Source organism: Vibrio sp. 1402 (assembly GCF_033340275.1).
On sequence record NZ_JAWOWE010000460.1, the window covers coordinates 1 to 594 of the forward strand.

The following is a 594-nucleotide window of genomic DNA, read 5'->3' on the forward strand; positions in this document are numbered from 1 at the left end:
TATCAAACACATGAAACGTGAAGAGCTTACACGCAACATTCCTGTTGTGATGCTGACTGCTCGCGGTGAAGAAGAAGATAAAGTTCGCGGTTTAGAGGTTGGTGCAGATGACTACATTACCAAACCGTTTTCACCTAAAGAGTTAGTTGCTCGCCTTAAAGCGGTTATTCGCCGTGTTACGCCGACCGCATTAGAAGATGTGATTGATGTTCAAGGTCTCAAACTCGATCCTGTTTCTCACCGTGTTACTGCGAATGATGAAGCGGTTGATATGGGGCCTACCGAGTTCAAGATGCTGCACTTCTTTATGACCCATCAAGAGCGTGTTTACAGCCGTGAGCAGCTGCTAAATAACGTGTGGGGCACCAATGTTTATGTTGAAGACCGTACTGTTGACGTTCATATCCGTCGTCTTCGTAAAGCACTGGAAGCTGCCGGTCACGACAAACTGATTCAAACCGTTCGTGGCGCTGGTTACCGCTTCTCAACAAAGGCTTAGATTTTTACGCAGCTTATCAATGCCATTTCTGGAGTAATGAGTGGTTGAAAGATGAACGCGGAAAAAAATGCACAGGGACCTGCCTTTCTTCGGCA

1 protein-coding gene is annotated in these 594 nt (G+C 46.5%); it reads left to right on the forward strand.

The window, feature by feature from the left end:
- On the forward strand, positions 1-499 hold a 499-nt coding region (locus R7044_RS26665; RefSeq protein WP_225456168.1), incomplete at its 5' end, for a winged helix-turn-helix domain-containing protein.
- Positions 500-594 lie beyond the last annotated feature (95 nt).